17 protein-coding genes are annotated in these 16,412 nt (G+C 40.6%); 15 read left to right on the top strand and 2 right to left on the bottom strand.

Annotated elements, in window-relative coordinates:
- Positions 1 to 216 precede the first annotated feature (216 nt).
- The 10 genes from QPK24_RS12755 to QPK24_RS12710 all read left to right on the top strand — a co-directional run bounded on the left by QPK24_RS12755 (position 217) and on the right by QPK24_RS12710 (position 9,168).
- The gene (locus QPK24_RS12755) at positions 217 to 1,230 is read left to right on the top strand and encodes an ABC transporter substrate-binding protein (RefSeq protein ID WP_285741572.1); all 1,014 of its coding nucleotides are present in this window, start codon (positions 217 to 219) and stop codon (positions 1,228 to 1,230) included.
- Positions 1,231 to 1,333: 103 nt separating this feature from the next.
- Positions 1,334 to 2,845 carry a sugar ABC transporter ATP-binding protein gene (locus QPK24_RS12750; RefSeq protein WP_285741570.1) on the top strand — a complete coding sequence of 504 codons (1,512 nt, stop codon included), beginning with the start codon at positions 1,334 to 1,336 and terminating at the stop codon, positions 2,843 to 2,845.
- 6 nt (positions 2,846 to 2,851) lie between these two features.
- A complete protein-coding gene (locus QPK24_RS12745; protein WP_285741566.1) occupies positions 2,852 to 3,892 on the top strand; it encodes an ABC transporter permease in 1,041 nt (346 codons plus the stop codon).
- The gene (gene yjfF / locus QPK24_RS12740; RefSeq protein WP_285741564.1) at positions 3,882 to 4,850 is read left to right on the top strand and encodes a galactofuranose ABC transporter, permease protein YjfF; all 969 of its coding nucleotides are present in this window, start codon (positions 3,882 to 3,884) and stop codon (positions 4,848 to 4,850) included. The genes QPK24_RS12745 and yjfF overlap by 11 nt, the downstream gene beginning before the upstream one ends.
- Positions 4,851 to 4,984: 134 nt before the next feature.
- Positions 4,985 to 6,010: an ABC transporter substrate-binding protein gene (locus QPK24_RS12735; RefSeq protein WP_285741561.1), complete on the top strand. Its 1,026-nt coding sequence runs from the start codon at positions 4,985 to 4,987 to the stop codon at positions 6,008 to 6,010.
- A gap of 11 nt (positions 6,011 to 6,021) precedes the next feature.
- Positions 6,022 to 6,633, top strand: coding sequence for a histidine phosphatase family protein (locus QPK24_RS12730; RefSeq protein ID WP_285741559.1), 612 nt, complete (start codon positions 6,022 to 6,024; stop codon positions 6,631 to 6,633).
- Between the two features lie 103 nt (positions 6,634 to 6,736).
- Positions 6,737 to 7,567: an amidase family protein gene (locus QPK24_RS12725; protein WP_285741557.1), complete on the top strand. Its 831-nt coding sequence runs from the start codon at positions 6,737 to 6,739 to the stop codon at positions 7,565 to 7,567.
- A gap of 14 nt (positions 7,568 to 7,581) precedes the next feature.
- Positions 7,582 to 8,034, top strand: coding sequence for an amidase family protein (locus QPK24_RS12720; protein ID WP_285741554.1), 453 nt, complete (start codon positions 7,582 to 7,584; stop codon positions 8,032 to 8,034).
- Positions 8,035 to 8,127: 93 nt separating this feature from the next.
- Positions 8,128 to 8,616 (top strand): NUDIX hydrolase, encoded by a 489-nt coding sequence (locus QPK24_RS12715; protein ID WP_285741552.1) that lies wholly within the window; start codon positions 8,128 to 8,130, stop codon positions 8,614 to 8,616.
- A 195-nt stretch (positions 8,617 to 8,811) separates the two neighbouring features.
- Positions 8,812 to 9,168 carry a DUF3221 domain-containing protein gene (locus QPK24_RS12710; RefSeq protein WP_285741550.1) on the top strand — a complete coding sequence of 119 codons (357 nt, stop codon included), beginning with the start codon at positions 8,812 to 8,814 and terminating at the stop codon, positions 9,166 to 9,168.
- 231 nt (positions 9,169 to 9,399) lie between these two features.
- On the opposite strand, the gene QPK24_RS12705 is transcribed toward QPK24_RS12710, so the two are convergent.
- Positions 9,400 to 9,780 (bottom strand): hypothetical protein, encoded by a 381-nt coding sequence (locus tag QPK24_RS12705; protein WP_285741548.1) that lies wholly within the window; start codon positions 9,778 to 9,780, stop codon positions 9,400 to 9,402.
- 145 nt (positions 9,781 to 9,925) lie between these two features.
- Between QPK24_RS12705 and QPK24_RS12700 the strand changes: the two genes are divergently transcribed.
- On the top strand, positions 9,926 to 10,771 hold the full coding sequence (locus QPK24_RS12700; RefSeq protein ID WP_285741546.1) for an aldo/keto reductase: 846 nt from the start codon (positions 9,926 to 9,928) through the stop codon (positions 10,769 to 10,771).
- Between the two features lie 351 nt (positions 10,772 to 11,122).
- Here the strand turns inward: QPK24_RS12700 and QPK24_RS12695 are convergent, their stop codons facing one another.
- Positions 11,123 to 11,536 (bottom strand): Lrp/AsnC family transcriptional regulator, encoded by a 414-nt coding sequence (locus QPK24_RS12695; protein ID WP_407082916.1) that lies wholly within the window; start codon positions 11,534 to 11,536, stop codon positions 11,123 to 11,125.
- A gap of 139 nt (positions 11,537 to 11,675) precedes the next feature.
- Between QPK24_RS12695 and QPK24_RS12690 the strand changes: the two genes are divergently transcribed.
- The 4 genes from QPK24_RS12690 (at position 11,676) to QPK24_RS12675 (ending at position 16,204) form a co-directional block, all read left to right on the top strand.
- On the top strand, positions 11,676 to 12,440 hold the full coding sequence (locus QPK24_RS12690; RefSeq protein ID WP_285741544.1) for an MBL fold metallo-hydrolase: 765 nt from the start codon (positions 11,676 to 11,678) through the stop codon (positions 12,438 to 12,440).
- Positions 12,441 to 12,581: 141 nt separating this feature from the next.
- The gene (locus tag QPK24_RS12685; protein ID WP_285741542.1) at positions 12,582 to 13,754 is read left to right on the top strand and encodes an MFS transporter; all 1,173 of its coding nucleotides are present in this window, start codon (positions 12,582 to 12,584) and stop codon (positions 13,752 to 13,754) included.
- A 165-nt stretch (positions 13,755 to 13,919) separates the two neighbouring features.
- Positions 13,920 to 14,876 carry an IS30 family transposase gene (locus QPK24_RS12680; RefSeq protein WP_285741540.1) on the top strand — a complete coding sequence of 319 codons (957 nt, stop codon included), beginning with the start codon at positions 13,920 to 13,922 and terminating at the stop codon, positions 14,874 to 14,876.
- Positions 14,877 to 14,980: 104 nt separating this feature from the next.
- Positions 14,981 to 16,204: an RNA polymerase sigma factor gene (locus tag QPK24_RS12675; protein ID WP_285741538.1), complete on the top strand. Its 1,224-nt coding sequence runs from the start codon at positions 14,981 to 14,983 to the stop codon at positions 16,202 to 16,204.
- Positions 16,205 to 16,412 lie beyond the last annotated feature (208 nt).

Raw genomic sequence — 16,412 nt, 5'->3', positions numbered from 1 at the left:
ATACCAACTATGATCTATTCGAAAGAAGGAAAAGTAAGCGTAACCAAATATTATACTTTTTAATTAAAAAATCACACTATGGAAAACAGGATTGTGATGAAAATCAAAAAATTAGGAAACAAACGCATAAGACAGTCCATATCATGTTGTTTTGTAAGCGGTTTATAATTAGACAACGCCAGGGAATGGTGATTGATGAGGGGGAGTACAACAGTTATGAAGAGATTTGGAAAAATAAGTTTGGTGTTATCGTTAACCTTGTCCATGTTGATGCTTGGAGCTTGCAGCAGTAATAACAGCGGAGGTGCTGGAGAGGAGAACGCTGGTGGCAATTCCGGAACCAAATCAACGAAAAGCATCACGCTCGGTTTCTCTCAAGTTGGAGCAGAAAGCGGCTGGCGCAGTGCAAACACAAAATCAATTCAGGATTCTGCGAAAGAGGCAGGATACACCTTAAAGTTCTCGGATGCACAGCAGAAACAGGAGAACCAAATCAAAGCTCTCCGTTCATTCATCCAGCAAAAAGTGGATGTCATTTCTTTCTCACCCGTCGTGGAATCCGGGTGGGATACAGTACTTAAAGAAGCCAAAGATGCAGGAATTCCCGTCATCTTAACTGACCGGGCAGTCGATTCAAAGGATACTTCGCTGTATGTTACATTCCTCGGATCAGATTTTGTTGAAGAGGGACGGAAAGCTGGTCAATGGCTGACTGAACAATATAAGGACGCAGCTGAAGATATTAATATCGTTGAACTGCAAGGAACAACAGGTTCTGCTCCTGCAAATGACCGGATGCAAGGATTCAAAGAAGTGATCTCGAGCAATCCGAATCTTAAGATCATTGCTTCGCAAACGGGCGATTTTACACGGGCTAAGGGGAAAGAAGTTATGCAAGCTTTTCTGAAAGCCCATAAAGATATTGATGTTTTATATGCACATAACGATGATATGGCGCTTGGTGCCATTCAAGCTATTGAAGCTGCAGGTCTAAAGCCTGGGGAAGATATTATAATTATCTCAGTTGATGCGGTTAAGGACGGAATGCAGGCTGCCAGTGAAGGAAAAATCAACTTCATCGTTGAGTGTAACCCGTTGCTCGGTCCTCAGTTAATGAAGGTGGTTCAAGATGTGGTCGATGGTAAATCAGTTGAAGCCCGTATTGTAACGGAAGAAACGACGTTTACCTCTGAACAAGCGAAGGAAGCTCTGCCGAACCGTCAATATTAAACCTAACTTAGTATTTCAAGAAAAAATGGTTTACAGCGCCACTCCGCCCCTTCTTAGCCAGCGGAGTGGTAGTAGTTTTCTAAGCCAAGGAGTGGATGAAGTGATGAGTGATGCTACCCCCTTATTGCAAATGACCAACATACATAAACGCTTTCCAGGAATCAAAGCGCTTACCGATGTAAGTCTCCGCCTTTTTCCAGGAGAGGTTCATGCGCTGATGGGTGAGAATGGTGCTGGAAAATCCACGTTGATTAAAGTGCTGACCGGCGTGTACTCCATCGATGAGGGGACTGTAGAGATGGAAGGTAACCGAGTAAATATTCACAGTCCGTTAGAATCACAGGGGGCCGGAATCAGTACGGTGTATCAGGAAGTGAATCTATGTCCCAATCTAACAGTGGCTGAGAACATTTTTATTGGGAGAGAACCGCGTAAATTAGGCCGGATTTTATGGAAAGAAATGAACCGAAAGGCAGAGAAGCTGCTGAAAGATCGCCTGAATCTGGATATAGACGTAGATCAGCCTTTATACATGTATTCAGTGGCTGTTCAGCAGCTGATTGCGATTGCCAGAGCATTGAATATTTCTGCCAAAGTTCTGATCCTGGACGAACCAACCTCAAGTCTAGACAAAAATGAGGTCGAGCAATTATTCATTGTCTTGAGAAAGTTGAAAAGTGACGGCCTTGCTATTCTTTTTGTTACTCATTTCTTGGATCAAATGTATGAGATTTCGGACCGGGTAACTATTCTTAGGAATGGGGAATTTGTCGGTGAGTATTTAGCGGAAGAGTTAACCAGGCTTGATCTTGTTTTGAAGATGATCGGCAAAGAACTGAATTTGTTGGAAGAGCTGCCTGTTCTGACAGGAACGAATAAAGATAAACCGAGCGAGGAGCTGCTTAGAGCGGAGGGGCTTGGCCGAAAGGGCGCAATTGAGCCATTTAATCTGACGATCAATGAGGGAGAAGTAGTCGGCCTTGCAGGTCTTTTGGGTTCTGGACGCACTGAAGCAGCACGGTTACTGTTTGGAGCAGATAAGGCTGATACCGGTAAGCTGAAGTTTGCGGATGGAGGAGAAACTATACATTCCCCGCGTGATGCCATTCATCGGCAGATTGCCTTTTGTTCAGAGAATAGAAAGACAGAAGGCATTATCGGAGACCTTACGATCCGGGAAAACATTGTTCTGGCTTTGCAGGCTAAACAGGGCTGGTTCAAGACAATATCCCGCAAGCGGCAGGACGAGATTGTAAATGAATATATCCGCATTCTGAATATTAATCCACCTAATCCTGATCATCTGATCAAGAATTTAAGTGGAGGAAATCAGCAAAAAGTATTACTCGCCAGATGGCTTTTGACGAAGCCGAATTTGTTAATACTAGACGAACCGACACGAGGCATTGATATTGGTGCAAAAGCAGAAATTCAGAAGCTGGTATTGTCACTTTCACGTGAAGGAATGTCTTTTGTGTTTATTTCTTCAGAGCTCGAAGAGGTAATACGCGTCAGCGATCGAATCGCTGTGCTGCGTGACCGCCATATCGTAACGGAAATTTCAGATAAGGATATGAACCAGCATACAATCATGCAGGCGATAGCAGGGAGTTGAGGTCATATGAAAACCATTTATAAACATCATTTATTCTGGCCGCTGTGCGTACTGGCTGCACTGATGTTATTTAATTTTATTTATTCACCTGATTTCTTCTCAATTACGCTGCAAAATGGACATTTATACGGTAGTCTGATCGATATTCTCAACTTTGGAGCCCCTCTGATCTTGGTAGCGATTGGAATGACGCTTGTAGTGGCTACGAGAGGGATTGATTTGTCTGTTGGATCGATTGTGGCGATATCAGGTGCTATTTCCTGTCTTTCTATCAGTAAAGCTTCGGATCAGAATATGCTCTCCTTGATCCTGTTGTCGGTGCTTATGTCAGTGGGACTATCTCTTATTCTAGGTATATGGAATGGGGTACTGGTATCCGCTGTTGGAATTCAGCCGATCATTGCGACTTTGATTCTTATGGTGGCTGGGCGGGGAATAGCTCAACTCATTACGGGAGGGCAGATTATCACCGTAACAAGTGAAAAATACTCTTACATCGGTTCCGGTTCCCTTGCTACTTTACCATTCTCCATCTTTGTAGTTGCTACTGTTCTCCTGATTGCAGCACTGCTCACACGTAAGACTGCACTTGGGATGTTCATCGAATCGGTGGGCTGTAACCCCGTTGCGAGTCTGATGTCTGGTATTCGAGCCCACTCGGTTATCATATCTGTTTATATGTTCTGCGGATTGTGTGCCGGCATAGCTGGATTGCTGTTAAGTTCAAACGTATCGAGCGCAGATGGCAACAACGCTGGATTATGGTATGAACTTGATGCAATTCTCGCAGTCGTAATCGGCGGAACTTCACTTAACGGAGGACGATTCTATTTGCTCGGAACGGTTGTAGGTGCCTTGATTATTCAAACGCTGACTACAACGATCTACATGATAGGCGTTCCGCCGGAGATTACGTTAGTTGTGAAAGCTTTCGTAGTTCTTATGGTCTGTTTAGTCCAGTCACCTGCTTTCCGATCCGCCATTGCCTTGCGCTGGAAAACGCGGCATTATCCAGGAGAGAAGGAGATTTCACGCCATGTATCTTAAAAGCAAATACATTCCGATTATAGTAACGATAACGCTGTTTCTGATCATGTTCGTTGCAGGATCTTTTCTATATACTGGCTTTTTCTCTCTGCAAGTGCTGTTGAATCTATTCGTAGATAATGCTTTTCTGCTGATCACGGCTGTTGGTATGTCCTTTGTCATCCTCTCGGGTGGGATTGATTTGTCTGTCGGTTCAATGATTGCGCTCACAACAATGGTGTCAGCGAGCTTAATTCAGCAGCAGGGGTGGTCTCCAGCAATCGTTATCCCGCTAGTACTGGTTATGGGTGCCTTATTCGGTTCCGGAATGGGAGCTATTATTCATTATTTTAAAATTCAACCGTTTATTGTGACTTTAGCAGGGATGTTCTTGGCTCGCGGATTATGCTATGTAATCAGTATTGATACGATCACAATTGATAATGCCTTCTATACCACGGTTGCTCAGACGAAAATCACACTCCCAGGGGGAAGCTTTATTTCCATTAGCGCTATTATTGCTTTGATTGTTACAGCCGCTGCAATCTTCATTGCACACTATACTCGGTTTGGCCGCAATGTGTACGCTCTTGGAGGAAACGAGCAATCAGCACTCCTCATGGGGCTTCCGGTAGCACGAACGAAAGTACTGGTCTACACGTTTAGCGGATTCTGTTCTGCATTAGCCGGAGTTGTGTTTACGTTCTATATGTTGTCAGGATATGGGCTGCATGCCGTGGGCTTTGAGCTGGACACCATTGCAGCGGTCGTCATTGGTGGGATTTTACTTACTGGAGGGGTCGGTTATGTCCTGGGAACTTTCTTTGGTGTTCTGATTCAGGGAGTAATCCAAACCCTCATTAGCTTTGATGGCACACTCAGCTCATGGTGGACGAAAATCGTTATCGGCTTGCTTCTTTTCGTCTTTATTCTGTTTCAGCGAATACTCAGTGAAAGACGTGCGGTGTTAAAGCAGTAATTGCTGTCCATACGTTAGAAATGCTGATACAATTAACATCGGGAATCCAGTTCGAACCCAGTTCTGGTTATCCGGTGTTTTTTTTGTATTTATATGTAATCGCTATCATTGAGAGATAGGGGGAACGAGTAACATTGGCGAAATGGCTGACATGCCTCATTTTTTTGTTGTTAACGGGTTGTTTTCAAACAGGAGATAGGATAGCCCAGCCTTCAATTGCCCCAGCGGAAATTCCGACAAATATTAATCATCCATCTGCAGAGCTGCCTGCAGCCAAACCCATTGTCATTGGTTTCTCCCAGTTAGGTTCAGAGAGTACCTGGAGAGCTGCAAATACGAATTCGATCAAAGCGGCAGCCCGTGAGGCTGGTATCACATTAATTATGAAAAATGCGCAGCAATCTCAAGAAAACCAGGTGGAAGCAATCCGTTCGTTTATAGAGAGCAAAGTAGATATCATCGCAATCGCGCCTGTCGTACAGACGGGTTGGGATGATATTCTCAGGGAAGCCAAACAGGCAGGTATTCCTGTCATCATTCTTGATCGCGCTGTTAATGTGAAAGACCACTCGCTATATGTAACCTGCATTGGTTCCGATTTTTTTGAAGAAGGGGTAAAAGCCGCTAAATATATGCTGGACAAAATGCGTAACTATTCAGGACGAATAAAAATTGCCGAACTCCAGGGTACAACGGGGTCAACACCTTCGATTGACCGTGGACGTGGGTTTCGGGAAATGATCAAAGGGCAGGATGCCTTTAAAATTACGCTGACCGAGTCTGCAGATTTTACAACGGCAGGGGGATATAAAGTCATGCGGGAATTTCTGAGGCTGCCTGATGAAGAATGGCCGCAAGTGTTATTTTCCCATAATGATGACATGGCTATTGGCGCAGTAAAAGCGATCCAGGAAGCTGGGCTGAAACCAGGCACAGATCTTATTATTATTTCAGTTGATGGAACGCGGCGGGCTTTTGAACAAATGATTGCTGGAAATATAAATGCAGTTGTTGAATGCAATCCATTTCTTGGTCCTTTATTGATGCAGGCTGCCCAAGAGATTATGTCGGGACGGACTCTTCCAAAACGGATGGTACCTCCGGAGGATATTTTCCCTCAGGAACTGGCGGCAATGGAAGTAGGGAATCGTACATATTAAGGGGGAAGCATATGACTATTTATTTTGTAAGACATGGGGCGGACGATGAAGGATATCGCGGAGGCTGGAGTCAAAGAGGACTTAATGTGGAAGGATATCGGCAATCAGAAAAGTTAGGTTCTTATCTAAAAGAAAACCAGAGTTCATACCAAGTACATCGGGTCGTGAGCAGCGACTTACAGCGGGCACTCGATACAGCGAATGAGATCGCTAAAAATTTGAATATATCTGTTGAAAGTAACAGCGAGTGGAGAGAAACGAATAATGGTGTCATTGCGGGAATGCCTAATGAAATTGTGAATGAACGATTCCCAGGGCTGTATTTCTCGAGTTTACGAATGGAAGAGAGGTACCCTGGAGGGGAGAGTCCTAGGGAGTTTTACCAGCGGATAAAAGAAACATTTAGAAAGTTATGCGAAGAGCAATTAACGAACGACCATCTTGAGAACGTATTCATTGTTACTCATGGCGGAGTGATTAATGTCGTCTACCATATTATAAAAAATCTAGAATGGACAAATAAGAACAAATCATACCCAGCTTCCAATACTGGCATTCATAAAGTGGAATATTCAAATGGACAGTGGAATGTAACCGTTAAGAATTTTTTGGAGCATTTATAATTTTAGCGAATTGCCACCCTAATATGAGGATAGCTCAATGAATTATCAATGTGATATCGAGTTTGTGAACATATGAAAATATCATTTTCTGGATGGTATAAGAATGTTTCTTAATAGAGCAACATTAGCAGATAGAAGTGAATTTTCGTTAACAGATCACTTAACAAATTGTGATGAACGCTACTCTACTATAGAACCCTATGTAAAAGCTTTTATTCCTGAAGATGATCTAAATAATCGATTAAAGAGAGATTTCAGTAGTTTATTAGAAAAGTTTCCCAATGAAAAACCTCCATTTTTCGGTGTTCCTTTCGCTATTAAAGATTTAATTCATGTTAATGGATTTCCAACTAGAGCCGGTTCTGAGCTTCCTGATAACGTTTTGACGACTAAGGAAGGGTCCTTTATTTCGAATCTTCGATCAATGGGTACGATATTTGCAGGAAAAACAATTACCGAAGAGTTTGCTTACCATAGCATAATCCCTACTCGCAATCCTCATAACGTGGAACATACAGCTGGCGGTTCAAGCGCTGGGTCTGCTGCGTCCGTTGCCTCTGGTATATGTCCCATAGCGGTCGGAACTCAGACCCTTCGTTCCGTCGTTGCCCCAGCATCATTTTGCGGTGTTGTTGGATTTAAACCGAGCTATGCTCGTATTGCACTTGACGGAGTTATCTTATTATCTCCCTCATTTGATACCATCGGATTTTTCACACAGGATACCAACAGCATGATCTATGCATGTTCTCATTTCATTCCTAACTGGCGCTCCTTTCAATCAGATAAAAGACCTGTTCTTGGCATTCCAAAGGGTACTTTCATGAATCTTATGTTCGATGATGTTAAACGTGCTTTTGAGAATCAGCTTAAAACATTAGAAGATAGTGGATACACCATTCGTTTTGTCGATATGCCTGGGATGAAGATTTAATATTAGGCGATGCCATGGTAAGAATGGTACAAGGCGAAATGGCAAAGGTTCACGAAACGTGGTTCCGTCAGTATGAGAATCTGTATGGTTCTTCAGTAAAAGCGGCAATCACAAGCGGGCAAGCCATACCAGCAGAGGAATTAGAACAACTCCGTAATGGACAGATGAAACTTAGAATGGAGCTTGAAAAGACCAAAAGAAAAGAAGGTATCGATTTGTGGGTTACACCAGCGCAAGGTGGAGCAGCGCCAAAAGGTTTTGAAAAAACCGGTTGGGCAGGAATGACAGCGATCTGGTCTTATGCAGGACTTCCAACGATCAGCATCCCGATAATGAAAGTTGACGGAATGCCATTAGGTTTTCAATGTATTGGCAGCCATGGGAACGATGAAGAACTATTATTTTGGGCAAAAGAAATAGAACTTGCTGAATCCCCAAATGAAGTGAGTAGTGCAGGAACTCCTTAGAGTTAGAATGGAACAGATCAAATTCACGAAAGAAGGAGAATACAGGAAGTTTGTGTAATAAATATACAACTTGCAGTATTAGGAGGTCTTTAAATGGCGTTTCCGACACATATTGTATCGGCTGGCGGAATTGTAGAAGATGGAAATGGAAATATCCTTTTAGTAAAAGCCCATGACGATGGCTGGGTGTATCCTGGTGGGATAACAGAAGTTGGAGAAAATCTGATAGATGGTGTGATTCGTGAAATCAAAGAGGAAAGTGGAATAGACGCGACGGTTAGCCATGTAGTTAGCATTGTTTCTAATACAGCAATCCATAAGTGGTATGACGGTGTGACAGATGTTCCTACCAAGGTGATGTTTGATTTCGTGTGCAAGGCCGTGGGTGGAGAGTTAGCTACTTCTAATGAAACGAGCGATTGCAGATGGGTTCCAAAGGAAAATGTTCTAGATTTCATTACTTTACCTGGTATCCGCATGCGTTATGAAGCTTATTTAAACTTTAACGGCTCTGTAAATTACATGGAGTATGTCACCACGACAACCTCAGATTGTAGTATCAAACTTCAAAGGCATGTTTAGCTGTAAAAAGAGTAATATCTCCACTTTTTTAATAAATCTTATTACAAATCGAATTGTAGTGCTGTAACAGTATAGAGCAGTTTGCCGGTTGGCAGCAGCTCTATTTTTCGTTAATCTTATGGGTAGTTTACGCAACCAATCTATTCCATCTTCGTCTAACAAAGCAGAAAGTCTTACGCGAAGGAGCTATAAATAATGAGAAAGTTGGTTTTAGGACTTGCCTTGGTACTTGCCCTATGTATACTTAGCGGTTGCAAAGCGTCGCCCGAAGCCACTAAGGGGGATTATATTATTTCGAAGGAAGACCAAAAAATCTTAGTAGCGAAGAATATTACACAGAAAGATTCTGATAGTAAGACCTTTACTGAGCTCAAAAAGAATAATATCGAATTAATCAATTATATTGTCGAGGATGCCCAGCTATATAACGAGCTTGAGATAGGTGAAAAAGTCAATGTAACCCCAAAGACGAATGACAAAGGTGAATATGCTGTAATGCAGTCCGATCCCCCGCAAATTATAGCTGGTCAGATAGAAAGACTTAAGGACTGATAAGACGGTTATGGTGACTAAACAAAATGTTATCATTGTTAAATTAATGGGCGGATCGTTGTTTGAACGGGGAAAAAGGCACGGTAAATTCCGCCCCTTATCGATCTGATAAAAATAATTACGATTATACCTTAATAGATCAACTTTGCTTTAAGTTAGGTGAAGACATTACTTCAGGCCCCATTTCAACACATTGATGTAGGTTATTAAGTTTCGTTTTTTATTGATCTTCTATTTCACTGTTATTTCAAATGCTTCAAACATATGATTATTGACTTGTCTACTCCATGCTTCGACTTCAACACCTTCTTGTATTATTTCAAAATCGGATTCTGTTCGTTTGACATCACTTGACTGGTGAAAAAACATTGTATTTTTAGTTACTGTTAACACATCTCCGGTATCGAGTTGTATAGAATGGAGTACTTTATCTCCATCAATTGTGGAATTTTCTTTAACGATATTTACAATAGTACCTCTGTAATATTCCTGTTGCTTAGAAGGAGAGGGCCATCCTAGTAAAATATCAGAACTTAAAACATACCAAATACCAAGTCCTAATAAGAGAACAAGACTACCCGACAGTACATACCACTTCTTTTTTGTCTTCAACTTCTTACATCCTTCCTTTAGGTAGTTAACATATGTAGACATTATAATCCGAAAATAGTTACAAAACAGAAAACCTTTTTCCGTAAGTTTTTCCACTCAAGTCGCTTATAAATGAAAATAGAGAGTGAAAGAGGAGGACTAATAGATGCAGTATCGTAAGCTAGGTAATACGGGAGTATATATCCCGGTTATTGGTCAGGGAACATGGAAATATGGTGAAGATAGAAGAAAAGAGAAAGATGAGATAAAGGCACTGCGTTACGGTATTAGCAATGGACTTAATTTAATAGATACTGCTGAAGAATATGGCGATGGAGGAGCAGAGAAAATTGTGGGACAAGCAATCCATGATATTAGAAGCGACGTATTCCTAGTCACTAAAGTTTCAGCGAATAATTGTTCTTACAAAGGTGTTCTTGGAGCAGCAGAGGCAAGCTTAGAACGCCTGAAAACAGACTATATTGATTTGTATTTACAGCATTGGCCAAGCAAGCGCTATGGTGTTGCAGAGACGATGGAAGCAATGGCCGAACTAGTTAAGAAGGGTATTGTCAGGTATATTGGTGTAAGTAACTTTTCGATCCCGTTAATGCAAGAGGCCCAGTCCCATTTAGGCAGCATCCCATTAGTATGTAATCAATTAGCTTACCATTTACATGATAGACGAATAGAGAAGGAGATTTTACCGTATTCTAAAGACAATGGTATAACAATCATGGGATATTCACCCTTTGGTTTTGCGCCACATAAATTTGGTAGGAAAGGTTTTCCTCAGGTCGGTTCCCTGGAAAGAAAGATACTGGATACTATAGGGAGCAAGTACGGTAAAACAGCATATCAGGTTGCGATGAATTGGATAGTAAGACAGGAAAGTATCGTTACCATACCAAAGGCAGTTAGCAAAGAGCATATTGATGATAATATAAAAGCCCTAGATTGGGAATTAGATAAAGAGGATCTAGATCAGATTAAGAACTATTTTCCTCAATAAATTGATTTGAATTAGAACTTGAGAATTTAAAGGGAGAAAAATATCGGTACGAAAGTCTTCGGCATGCAAGTGTCATAAAATTGTAGTTGTTCACATGGAGGCAGTTAATCATTGGAGGCTGTCTAGAGCAGAATTGAATGAGTTTATCGAAGAGAAGAAATTAACTAATGATATTCTGGTTTCTAGCGATGGAGATACTTATTCTTTTTAGAAATGATTAATTACAGTGTGAGAAAGTAAGAAGAAATAAAAATATGAAGGAAGCCATCGGATACAAATTGGCTTCCTTTTTTTAATGAACAGATTCCTACTAATATCTAACTTGTCTAAAACCGCTGTTTAGGTTCTTTCCTACAAGGTTTTATCAATCACAATAGATAATTTGTAGTTGGCGTAATTATTTAAATCTAATAAAAATTGGTTCAATGATTCATTACTTGGAAACCTGCATTCAAGCAGATAGCAACCATCACCGCTTATTTTATAATTATTGAGGATATGCTCTCTTTTTTCTTGAATAAATGAAAGAAATGGTTGGTGGTGTGTGCTTTTTATATAAATGTTAAGAAATGCATACGTAAAACAACCTAATTTTGTTTGGTTAACCTTAATGCTGTACCCCTCTATAACTCCCGTATCTTCTAGTTTCTCCACACGGGCTGCTGCTGCGGCACCAGTGAGGTGAACTCTTGCCCCTAGTTCTTTCATTGTAATTCGGCTATTTTGACTTAGCTCTTCAATAATTCGTTTATCCGTTTGATCCAAATCTGGCGCATCTCCTTTAAAAAATAAAGTGAAAAGGTCAATACACTTTAATTAATCTGTGTAATTGAACGTAGCATCTAGTATAAACTGAACTTTGTTGCGAAACAAAACAGATAACAAAAGGAGAATTTACTTTCACATGTTCATTCAACAAATTCGAAATGCGACAATCATTGTCCATTATGCAGGTAAAAAATTCTTGATTGATCCACTGCTCGCGGACAAAGGTCTGTATCCTCCATTTTTGGCAGGGATCAGAGAGGACATCAGAAATCCTATAATCGATCTGCCGATGTCAGTTGACGATATCATCAAAGATATCGATGCGGTAATACTGACACATTTGCATCTAGATCATTACGATGATATAGCAAAAGAAATGCTTCCAAAAGGTATTAAAGTTTTTGTACAGAACGAACAGGATGCTATTCAAGTTAAAAACGACGGTTTTGAACAAGTAGAAACACTTGCTGAAGATACGATTTTTGAGGGTATTCAATTAATTAAAACACAAGGTGAGCACGGTAGAGGGGAAGAATTGTTAGAAAGGATGGGGCAGGTGTGTGGTGTTGTATTTAAACATGCCAACGAGAAGACATTATACATAGCTGGAGATACAGTATGGTATGACGGTGTCCAAAAAGAAATCGATTCCCACAATCCCGAAATTATCGTCTTGAACGCTGGCGATAATGTTTGGAATGATATGGGTTCACTTATCATGGGCAAAGAAGATGTTTATGAGGTGCATAAGGCAGCTCCCAACGCCAACATTATCGCTGTACACATGGAAGCAGTTAACCACTGGACACTATCTAGAAAAGAACTGAAACGCTTTGGAGAAGAAAAAAGGTTTTCCTCCCGTTTATTCATCCCCGAAGACGGAGAATCGTACACTTTTTAATATCCACGACGACGTGAGGAATATGAGTCGCTGTAAAGACCAGTGACCAAATAAATCGGGGCCCTTGAAGGGTCTCGATTTATTTGTGAAATTAAGAATCTATTTATTTACCGAATTAATAAGGTAGGCAGGAGAACAACGATGAGTCAGATAAACACGAAACTTTGGACGAAAAATTTTATTATTCTTTCGTTAATCAATTTCTTTATGACATTAATTTTCTTTTTATTAAACGCGACGATTACGCTATATTCAATTCAAGAATTTAATGCATCTACCGGCGAGGCGGGAATTATAGCAGGGATCTTTATTATTGGTTCCTTATTAGGACGTTTATTTACAGGACGTCTTGTACAAACCAAAAAAATCTTGATGACCTCGTTACTTTTTTTCATTTTAACAACATTACTTTACTTTGTTCATTTTAACATTGGTTTTCTCATCTTAAGTCGTTTTTTGAACGGGATCACATTAGGTATAATAACTACGGTTGTAAGTACAGTTGTCGTACTTAACCTTCCTGCTTCACGAAAAGGGGAAGGGATTAGTTACTTTGCAATTAGTACGGCACTGGCCACGGGAATTGGTCCATTTATTGGTTTGAATATGAGCCAAAACGCAAATTTAAATATGATTTTCATTTTCTCACTGATCCTAGGAATTATAAATGTAGTCATCGGAATTTTTGTGAAGTTTTCTGTAACGAATAAGGCAACGATAAAGAAAGAAAAAGGATTGAAAGTCTCTGACTTTATTGAGCCTAAAGCGATACCAATAGGAATTATTATGTTTATAATGGCATTTTGTTTTTCAGGTATCGTTTCCTATTTGAATGTTTATGCTTTGGAATTAGGGCTAATAGAAGCAGCAAGTTTTTTCTTTATGATCTATACTGTATTTGTCTTGATATCACGACCTTTTACAGGACGTTTGATGGACAAAAAAGGAGCAAACATCATCATATATCCGGCTCTTATTGTTTATGGCGCAGGAATGCTCTTCTTAGGTTCTGCTTCTAGCAGTGCTATTTTGTTATTGGCAGGAGCTTTAGTAGCTCTTGGGTTTGGTAATATTTCATCCATATCTCAGGCTCTAGCAATCAGTTTAGCTGAACCGCACAGAGTTGGCTTAGCAACTGCGACTTTTTTTATATTTTATGATTTAGGAAACGGTTTTGGCCCCTCTATTCTTGGATTACTCATTCCAGCGACAGGATATGATGGTTTATATGTAACACTCGGGTTCATTGTATTAGCAACACTTTTCCTATATTACCTGTTGTATGGAAGGAAAGAACGTAAAATTCAAAACTAAAGGATTTAACTAAAACAAACAAAACATCCTGTGAATTTCAGGGTGTTTTTTCTTTATGACGGATTGTAATATGAAGTGCGACACCTAGTTCAAAATTAAAAATGGCCCATGGCCGGATTCGTGTAGAATGGAGTTACCACACAACACCTACAAGGAGAATCCGCCATGAGCTACACACATCTTAGCATAATTGAACGCAGTAAACTAGAAGTATTACATCAACTGGGGCTGTCCGCCCGAGCCATTGCTCGCGAATTGGATCGTCATCATTCCACGATCAGCCGGGAACTGAGGAAAAATCAAAGCCTAAATGGTTATCAAGCGGTAGCATCAGAGCATCGTTATAAGCATCTTCGCCAAGCTCAGAAACCTAGAGAAAAATGGACGGAGACACTCGGAAAAGAAATTGAACAGCGACTTCACGAAACCTGGTCTCCTGAGCAAATCTCTATGCGTTATAGACTGAAAGGAGAGCCCATGGTTTCGTTCAAAACGATCTATCGCTGGCTTTATCAAGGACGTATGATTCGTAACACCGTTCAGCAGTTAAGACACAAAGGAAAAAGACAAAAACCCCAAGAAAAACGAGGTCGCTTCCTCGTAGGCACTTCTATCAAACAACGGCCTAAAGAGATTCGTTCCCGTGAAACCTTTGGACACTGGGAACTGGACACGGTCGTCTCCAGCCGAGGAAAAAGTAAGGCTTGTGTCGCTACATGTATCGAGCGAAAAACAAGGCTATACACTGCTATTAAAATGCCAGATCGCACTTCATTATCAATGGAAATTGCTATTGGTGTAGTTGCTGCACAGTACCCTGCCCAAACCTTCCAGACAGCTACCGTAGACCGTGGTAAAGAGTTCGCGTGCTTTCGTGAATTGGAAGAGTCACACGGTATGACGGTATATTTTGCAGATCCTTATTCCTCATGGCAACGAGGCTCCAATGAGAATGGAAACGGGCTCCTTCGAGAGTTCTTCCCAAAAGGAAAGGACTTTGCAAAGGTGACCGAGGAAGAATTAGAACACGCCCTCCAACTTATTAACAACAGACCAAGGAAATGTTTGGGATGGAAAACTGCTCACGAATCATTTGAAGAAGAAGTGTCGCACTTGGATTGACAATCCGTCTTATATATAAAGCATAAAATTATTTTTTATTTATACGTGGCTTTTTGGCTCCCGCCGGTGTCTAATTAAATGTAAATCAAGAGGAGGTTCACACCATGTCAGGAGCTCATGACAACACTTCTGTTTATCCGGATGAACAGGATCGCAATACAAGTTTCGATCACACGTATGAGCAGTATCGTGAGAGAATTCGCAAATATTTCGCACTGAAAGTGAATCCCATGGCTGCAGATGACTTGACACAACAGGTATTTTTAAAAGCTGTCGAGAACTTTCACCGCTTTAAAGGCAACGCTCATTTGTTCACTTGGATCTTTAAGATTGCTCAGAATACAGTGAAGAACGAATATCGCAGGTTATCACGGCAAAAAGAATCACCATTTGATTTTACAGATTATGAATCGCAGTCAATCTCTCTTGAATTTACGAAACATGTGGATATTCGAATTGATATTAGTTCTGCGTTAAGGAAACTGAGTGAGCTTGACCAGGAAATTATTGCACTGCGTTTTTTTGTAGATTGCACCTTGTCTGAAATATCTAAAATCGTTGGACTGCGCGAGAGTGCAGTGAAGAACCGATTATACCGAGCTTTAGAAAAATTAAGAAAAGAATTGAATGAATGGGGGGACATTGCCATCATGTCTATTCAGGATATGATTTCCATTGTTAATAAGGGTGACAGTCAAGGTACAAATGAACGTCTAAATAAGGTACATCAAGACTTATTTGATGAATTAAAGATAAATGTGGAACGAGTGACAACCAAGTACAATCACCAGCCTTCTCGTAAAATCGTTATTGAAATCTATCCCGACCTGCAAGCATTCCATCATGCAGTCGGCGAACCAGGTGCACCGGATTGGTTTATGGGAACGTATGAAGGTCATATTCTGAAAATAGTATCTCCTCTAAACCCGGGACCTGATCATACCTATGAGTCTATTTTAAAAGGAGTGGTCCATTTATTTACCATGTGGTTAATCGAAGATATTAATCCTTCGGCTCCCAAATGGATCAGACAGGGAATAGGCGGATACGAGGCCAAGCAGATGACCAAAGAGTATATAAAAAGTTCAACGGAAGATGCCATTCGCCATTTGGCGATCCCTTCTTTTGATGATTTAGATAACGATACCTGGGACTTTGAAACGATGAAAGGATTTCAATTCTCTTATATGATGGTGGAATTTGTGATGGATCGATACGGCATAGATGCTTTAAACAAAGTAATCCGAAATCCTCATGATTTTGAAGGGATTTTTAAGTGTACCAAGCCGGAACTGTATAAGCAGTGGGTAGAATATATCAAACTGTAATTTTAGTAACCTTGAGCCTGGCTATGAGCCGGGCTTTTTTTCTGTGAAAAATAAAGAAAGTTCCTCATGCTCATCCATTAATCCGTTTGTAGCATACATAATTAGCAATTTTGCATACAATATCTTCACTTTAAACTAAAAAATGCCGATAACCTCTCTGTATGACCAAATATTGAAAAAAAGTTCTTTTTTTAAGGAGGTAGGCTAA

Source organism: Paenibacillus polygoni, from assembly GCF_030263935.1.
GTDB classification, from domain to species: Bacteria; Bacillota; Bacilli; order Paenibacillales; family Paenibacillaceae; genus Paenibacillus; species Paenibacillus polygoni.
The sequence above is the reverse complement of the archived record's forward strand: the minus strand, read 5'-3'. Positions and strand labels throughout refer to the sequence as shown.